Consider the following 7838-nt stretch of genomic DNA (forward strand, 5'->3'; position numbering starts at 1 on the left):
CAAGCCCCCTGTTCCTCTCGCAACCCGTCCGTGGAGCTGCTTTGGTGGTAACTGAAATTGCTTCCCGCGATCGCCTGCAACCGTCCCTGCTGGACCGGTTGACCGACGATGACCCGACCAATCCTAAGGAAAGCGCCGACAAACGCGTGCTGTCCCTGAGCCAATTGAAAGCCTCGGTGCTGCGTGACCTGACGTGGCTGCTCAACACCACTTCACTGCTCAACGCCGATGCCACGCTGCACACGCCTGCCGGTACGTCGGTGGTCAATTACGGGCTGCCGGCGCTGGCGGGCAACAGTGTCTCCAGTGTCGACATCAGCGCCCTGGAAGCCTTGATCCGACAAGCCATCGCCACCTTCGAGCCGCGCATCCTGCGCCACACCTTGCGGGTCAAGGCACGCGTCGGCCACGGTGAGATGAACCACAACGCCCTGAGTTTCGAGATCGAAGGCGACCTGTGGGCGCAGCCGGTGCCGTTGCGCCTGTTGCTGCAAACCGACCTGGACCTGGAGTCCGGCCATGTGCGTGTGGTCAACGCCGACCAGCGGAGACGCCCATGAACCCGCGCCTGCTGGAGCTGTACAACCAGGAACTGCACCACGTGCGCGAAAGCGCCGCCGAGTTCGCCAAGGAATACCCGAAGATCGCCAGTCGGCTGACCCTGTCCGGCATGGACTGCGCCGACCCGTACGTCGAACGCTTGCTCGAAGGCTTTGCGTATCTAACGGCCCGGGTCCAGCTCAAGCTCGACGCCGAGTACCCGACCTTCACCAACAACCTGCTGGAGATCGCCTACCCGCACTACCTGGCGCCGACCCCGTCGATGACCGTGGTGCAGTTGCAGGCCGATCCCGATGAAGGCTCCCTGGCCAGTGGTTTTCCACTGCCCCGCGACACCGTCCTGCGCGCCGCCTTGGGCCGCGAAACCCAGACCTGCTGCGAGTACCGCACCGCGCACCCGGTGACGCTGTGGCCGTTGCAGGTCGCCCAGGCCGAGTACTTCGGCAACCCGTCCGCCGTGCTCGGGCGTTTGGCTGCCAGCGAACCCAAGGCCAAGGCCGGCCTGCGCCTGACCTTGCGTACCGGCGCCGAGCTGCCGTTCAACAGCCTGGCGCTGGATAATTTGCCGCTGTACCTCAGCGGTGCCGACGAACAACCGTTCCGCCTCTACGAACAACTGCTGGGCAATGCCTGCGCGGTGTTCGCGCGCAAGCCCGGTGGTGACTGGGTTGAGCGCCTGCCGCCGGATGCCTTGCGCTCCCGGGGTTTCGATGACGCCGATGCGGCGATGCCGGTGGTGCCGCGGGCGTTCCAGGGCTATCGCTTGCTCCAGGAATACTTCGCCCTGCCCCACCGTTTTCTGTTCGTCGAATTCGCTGAACTGAGCCGTGCAGTCAAACGCTGTGACGGCCAGGAACTGGAACTGATCGTGCTGTTCGACCGTCACGATCCAAGCCTGGAAGGCAGCGTCGGCAAGGCGCAATTCGTGCCGTTCTGCACCCCGGCAATCAACCTGTTTCCCAAGCGTGTGGACCGGATTCACTTGTCCGAGCGGGTCAACGAACACCATGTGATCGCCGACCGCACGCGACCGATGGATTTCGAGATTCACTCCTTGAGCGGCATCACGGGCCACGGCACCGGACCGGAGCAGCCGTTCCTGCCGTTCTATGCAGTACGCGATCCGTCGCGCTATGGCCGTGACCAGGCTTACTACACGGTGCGTCGCGAACCCCGCGTGTTGTCCAGCGACCAGCGCCGCAACGGGCCGCGCTCCACCTATGTGGGAAGCGAAACCTTCGTCAGCCTGGTGGACACCCAGCAAGCCCCGTACCGCCATGACCTGCGCCAACTGGGCGTGACCGCACTGTGCACTAACCGCGACTTGCCGCTGTTCATGAGCGTGGGCAACGGCAAGACCGACTTCACCCTGGCCGACAGTGCGCCGGTATTGGCCGTGCGCTGCGTCGCCGGGCCAAGCCGCCCGCGCGCCAGCCATGCCCATGACGCCAAGGCCTGGCGTCTGATCAGCCAGTTGTCGTTGAACTACCTGTCGCTGAGCGAGCAAGGCCAGGGCGCCGCCGCGCTGCGTGAACTGCTGCGCCTGTATGGCGACAGCAACGACGCCGCCCTGCAATTGCAGATCGAAGGCCTGCGGGAAGTCAGCAGCAAGGCGGTGACCCGGCGCCTGCCGATGCCCGGCCCGATCGTGTTTGGCCGCGGCCTTGAGATCACTCTGGAATTTGATGAAAACGCGTTCCGCGGCACCGGCGTGTTCCTGCTCGGTGCGGTGTTTGAACGGTTCCTGGCACGCTACGTGTCGATCAACAGTTTTACCGAGACGGTGATCCGTACCACCGAACGCGGCGAGATCATGCGATGGAAAGCCAAGCCCGGACGCCGTCCGACCCTGTGAGTACCCTGGATGCAATGCATCAGGAGCCCTGGGAATATGACTTCTTCCAGGCGCTGCGGCGTATCGAGTGCGAATCGCCGGACCTGCCACGCCTGGGGCATTCCCTGCGCCTGGCGGATGACCCGCTGCGTCTCGGGCAGCAGGCCGATTGCACCTTTGCGCCGGCCACATTGGCCTCGGTCGAACCTGGGGCTGAAGGCCAGCCGGCACGGCTGGAGCAGTTCTTCTTCGGCCTCGGCGGCCCCAACGGCCCGCTGCCGCTGCACATCACCGAGTACGTGCGTGAGCGCCAGCGCAACAACGCCGACAGCACCAGCAAGCGCTTCCTGGATGTGTTCCACCACCGCCTGCTGACCCTGTTTTATCGTGCCTGGGCCGAGGCACGGCCTACCGTCAGCCATGACCGCCCGGACGATGACTACTGGTCGGCGCGCCTCGCCGCATTGAGCGGTCGCGGCACCCCGAGCCTGCTCAACCAGGGCCTGATCCCCGACACGGCGAAGCTGCATTACAGCGGCCACCTGTCGGCACAAACCCGCTATCCGGACGGCCTGAAGGCGATTCTCGGCGAGTACTTCGGCCTGCCGGTTGAGATCGAAGAGTACGTCGGCCAATGGCTGGAGCTGCCCGAACGCAGCCGCGTGAGTGTCAGCGCCAACCAGCTGGGCGTGGACTTTTGCCTGGGCAGCCACGTGTGGGACCGCCAGCATAAATTCCGCATTCGCCTGGGCCCGCTGAAGCTCGATGACTACATGGGCATGCTGCCCGGTAGCCAGCCGTTCAACGAGCTGGTGGCGTGGGTCGCCGAGTACCTGGGCCACGAAATGGACTGGGACCTGAACCTGGTTCTGCAACAACCGGAAGTGCCGGCCCTGCAACTCAACGGCCAGTTCCGCCTGGGCTTCAACACCTGGCTCGGCCAACCCGAGCATGACGCCAACGACCTAATCCTGGCCCGGCATTACGCCGAACACGCCAACACCTCAAGGAATCCAGAGCATGGGTGAAATCAGTCGCGCCGCACTGTTCGGCAAACTCAACAGCGTGGCCTACAAGGCCATCGAAGCCGCCACCGTGTTCTGCAAGCTGCGGGGCAACCCGTACGTGGAACTGGCCCACTGGTTTCACCAGTTGCTGCAACTGCAGGACTCTGACCTGCATCGCATTATCCGTCAGTTCAATGTCGAGCCGGCGCGTCTGGCCCGCGACCTGACCGAAGCCCTGGACCGCCTGCCCCGTGGCTCGACGTCGATCACTGACTTGTCGTCCCATGTGGAAGAAGCGGTCGAGCGTGGCTGGGTCTACGGCAGCCTGATGTTTGGCGAAAGCCAGGTGCGCACCGGTTACCTGGTGCTGGGAATTCTCAAGACGCCGAGCCTGCGCCATGCGCTGTTGGGCTTGTCCGGTGAGTTCGACAAGATCAAGGCCGAAGCCCTGAGCGAACGCTTTGACGAATACGTCGGCGACTCGCCGGAGAATGCACTGAGTGCCAGCGACGGCTTCAATGCCTGTGCTGTACCGGGCGAGGCCAGCGGCGCCATGGCCCCGAGCGCGATGGGCAAGCAGGAAGCCCTCAAGCGCTTCACCGTCGACCTGACCGAACAGGCCCGCAGCGGCAAGCTCGACCCGATCGTCGGGCGTGACGAAGAGATCCGCCAACTGGTGGACATCCTCATGCGTCGCCGCCAGAACAACCCGATCCTTACCGGTGAAGCCGGCGTCGGCAAGACCGCCGTGGTCGAAGGCTTCGCCCTGCGCATCGTCGCCGGCGACGTACCACCCGCGCTGAAAGATGTGGAACTGCGCAGCCTCGATGTCGGCCTGCTGCAAGCCGGCGCGAGCATGAAAGGCGAGTTCGAACAACGCCTGCGACAGGTCATCGAAGACGTCCAGGCTTCGCCGAAACCGATCATCCTGTTTATCGACGAAGCCCACACCCTGGTAGGTGCCGGTGGCGCCGCCGGGACCGGTGACGCGGCCAACCTGCTCAAGCCTGCCCTGGCCCGTGGCACCTTGCGTACCGTGGCCGCCACCACCTGGGCCGAGTACAAGAAGCACATCGAAAAAGACCCGGCCCTGACCCGCCGTTTCCAGGTGGTGCAAGTGGCCGAGCCGTCGGAAGACAAGGCGTTGCTGATGATGCGCGGCGTGGCTTCGACCATGGAAAAACACCATCAGGTGCAGATCCTCGACGAAGCGCTGGAAGCGTCAGTGAAGCTGTCCCACCGCTACATTCCGGCGCGTCAATTGCCGGACAAATCCGTGAGCCTGCTGGACACCGCCTGCGCCCGCGTCGCCATCAGCCTGCACGCGGTGCCGGCAGAAGTCGACGACAGCCGCCGCCGTATCGAGGCACTGGAAACCGAGCTGCAAATCATCGCCCGCGAGCACGCGATCGGCATCGCCATCGGTGCGCGCCAGACCAACAGCGAAGCGCTGCTGAACGCCGAACGCGAGCGCCTGGCCACCCTGGAAGCCCGTTGGGCCGAAGAGAAAACCCTGGTGGATGAGTTGCTCGCCACCCGTGCGACGTTGCGTGAAAAATCCGGTGTCGTGGACAGCGGCGATGATCAATTGCGTGCCCAATTGGTAGACCTGCAACAACGCCTCAGCACCCTGCAAGGCGAAACCCCACTGATCCTGCCGACCGTAGACTACCAAGCGGTGGCCTCGGTGGTCGCCGACTGGACCGGCATCCCGGTGGGCCGCATGGCTCGCAACGAACTGGAGACGGTGCTCAACCTCGACCAGCACCTGAAGAAACGCATCATCGGCCAGGACCACGCCTTGCAGATGATCGCCAAGCGCATCCAGACCTCCCGCGCCGGCCTCGACAACCCGAGCAAGCCGATTGGCGTGTTCATGCTCGCCGGCACCTCCGGCGTGGGCAAGACCGAAACCGCCCTGGCCCTGGCCGAAGCCATGTACGGCGGTGAGCAGAACGTGATCACCATCAACATGAGCGAGTTCCAGGAAGCCCACACCGTGTCCACCCTCAAGGGTGCGCCACCGGGCTACATTGGCTATGGCGAAGGTGGCGTGCTGACCGAAGCCGTGCGGCGCAAACCCTACAGCGTGGTGCTGCTGGACGAGGTGGAAAAAGCCCACCCGGACGTGCATGAAATCTTCTTCCAAGTGTTCGACAAAGGCGTGATGGAAGACGGCGAAGGCCGGGTGATCGACTTCAAGAACACCTTGATCCTGCTGACCACCAACGCCGGTACCGAGCTGATTTCCCGGGTCTGCAAAGACCCGGCGAACATCCCCGAGCCCGAGGAAATCGCCAAGGCCCTGCGCCAGCCGCTGCTGGAGATTTTCCCGCCGGCGCTGCTCGGCCGCCTGGTGACCATTCCGTACTACCCGCTCAGCGACGAGATGCTCAAGGCAATCACCCGCCTGCAACTCAACCGCATCAAGAAGCGTGTGGAGAACACCCACAAAGTCGCCTTCGATTACGACGACGACGTGGTCGACCTGATCGTGTCCCGCTGCACCGAAACCGAAAGCGGCGGGCGGATGATCGACACCATCCTCACCAACAGCCTGCTGCCGGACATGAGCCGCGAATTCCTCACCCGCATGCTCGAAGGCAAGGCGCTGGCGGGCGTGCGGATCAGCACACGGGATAACGAATTGCACTACGACTTCAACGATTGACCTGACGGAATGCGATCAAAACTGTGGGAGCGGGCTTGCTCGCGAAGACGGCGTATCAGTTGATGCATCCGGTGACTGATTCACCGCGTTCGCGAGCAAGCCCGCTCCCACAGTTGGAGCCGGTTCCTACAGTTATTACGCTATTTACGGGTTAACCGATGTTATTCAACCAAGCCTCACGCCTGGCCAAGATCACCAGCCCCCTGGGGCCGGATGTGCTGCTGCTCAATGAAATGGGTGGCGGCGAAGAGCTGGGTCGGCTGTTCAATTTCGAACTGCAGCTGACCTCGCTGGACGCCAACATCGACCTCAACCAGTTGCTGGGCAAGCCCATGAGCCTGAACCTGCAACTGGCGGACGGTGGCGAGCGGCACTTCCACGGCATCGTCGCCCGCTGCAGCCAGAACATCGACCAGGGCCAGTTCGCCAGCTATCAGGTGACTTTGCGCCCGTGGTTGTGGCTGCTGAGCCGCACCTCCGACTGCCGGATTTTCCAGAACCTGAGCATCCCGCAGATCATCAAGCAGGTGTTTCGCGACCTGGGCTTTTCCGACTTCGAAGACGCCCTGAGCCGGCCGTACCGCGAGTGGGAATACTGCGTGCAGTACCGCGAGACCAGCTTCGATTTCGTCAGCCGCCTGATGGAACAGGAAGGCATCTACTACTTCTTCCGCCACGAGCAGGACCGCCACGTGCTGGTGCTGGCCGATGCCTACGGTGCCCACGCCAACGTGCCCGGCTACGCCTCGGTGCCTTACTACCCCAAGGACGAGCAGCAGCGCGAACGCGACCATATGCACAACTGGCACCTGGCACAGGAAGTACAGCCCGGCTCCCTTGAGCTCAACGACTACGACTTCCAGCGCCCCAGCGCGAGCATCGACGTGCGCTCGGCCATGCCGCGCCCGCACACCGCCGGCGACTACCCGCTGTACGACTACCCCGGCACCTACGTCAAAAGCGAAGACGGCGAACACTACGCCCGCACCCGCATCGAAGCCCTGCAAACCCTGCACGAACAAGTGGAGTTCAGCGGCAATGCGCGCGGCCTGGGTTCCGGCCACCTGTTCAGCCTCACCGGCTTCAGTCGCCGCGACCAGAACCGCGAATACCTGATCGTCGGCGCCCGCTACTACATCTCCCAGGAAAGCCTCGAAAGCGGCGGTGGCGCGCCTTCGGCCCAGTTCGAAAGCACCCTCACCTGCATCGACGCACAACAGAGTTTCCGCCCGCTGGCCAACACCTACCGGCCCATCGTCAAAGGCCCGCAGACCGCGCTGGTAGTGGGCCCCAAGGGCGAAGAAATCTGGACCGACCAATATGGCCGGGTCAAGGTGCATTTCTATTGGGACCGCCACGACCAGTCCAACGAAAACAGCTCATGCTGGATTCGCGTATCGCAGTCCTGGGCCGGAAAAAACTGGGGCTCGATGCAGGTCCCGCGGATCGGCCAGGAAGTGATTGTGAGCTTCCTGGAAGGCGATCCCGACCGGCCGATCATCACCGGCCGGGTGTACAACGCCGAGCAGACCGTGCCTTACGACCTGCCGGAAAACGCCACCCAAAGCGGGATGAAAAGCCGCTCCAGCAAAGGCGGCACGCCGGCCAACTTCAATGAAATCCGCATGGAGGACAAGAAGGGGTTGGAGCAGCTGTACATCCATGCCGAGCGTAATCAGGACATCGTGGTAGAGGTGGATGAAAGCCATTCGGTGGGGCATGACCGGAACAAAAGCATCGGGCATGACGAGACGGTGACGATTGG

The 7838-nt window shown here is 63.4% G+C and carries 5 protein-coding genes; all 5 read left to right on the forward strand.

Annotation, left to right across the window (positions count from 1 at the left end):
- Nucleotides 1-44 precede the first annotated feature (44 nt).
- The gene (gene tssE, locus JV201_RS28905) at nt 45-560 is read left to right on the forward strand and encodes a type VI secretion system baseplate subunit TssE (RefSeq protein WP_003213348.1); all 516 of its coding nucleotides are present in this window, start codon (nt 45-47) and stop codon (nt 558-560) included.
- Complete coding sequence (gene tssF, locus JV201_RS28910; RefSeq protein ID WP_063033828.1) at nt 557-2416, forward strand: type VI secretion system baseplate subunit TssF; 1860 nt, start codon at nt 557-559, stop codon at nt 2414-2416. The genes tssE and tssF overlap by 4 nt, the downstream gene beginning before the upstream one ends.
- Complete coding sequence (tssG, locus tag JV201_RS28915; RefSeq protein ID WP_219406313.1) at nt 2380-3423, forward strand: type VI secretion system baseplate subunit TssG; 1044 nt, start codon at nt 2380-2382, stop codon at nt 3421-3423. The genes tssF and tssG overlap by 37 nt, the downstream gene beginning before the upstream one ends.
- Nucleotides 3416-6073, forward strand: a complete 2658-nt coding sequence (gene tssH / locus JV201_RS28920) for a type VI secretion system ATPase TssH (protein ID WP_219406314.1) — start codon at nt 3416-3418, stop codon at nt 6071-6073. The genes tssG and tssH overlap by 8 nt, the downstream gene beginning before the upstream one ends.
- A 158-nt stretch (nt 6074-6231) precedes the next feature.
- Nucleotides 6232-7838 (forward strand): type VI secretion system tip protein VgrG (locus JV201_RS28925; RefSeq protein WP_219406315.1); only part of this gene is annotated, 1607 nt, incomplete at its 3' end.

Source organism: Pseudomonas sp. Colony2, assembly GCF_019382755.1.
Taxonomy (GTDB): Bacteria; Pseudomonadota; Gammaproteobacteria; order Pseudomonadales; family Pseudomonadaceae; genus Aquipseudomonas.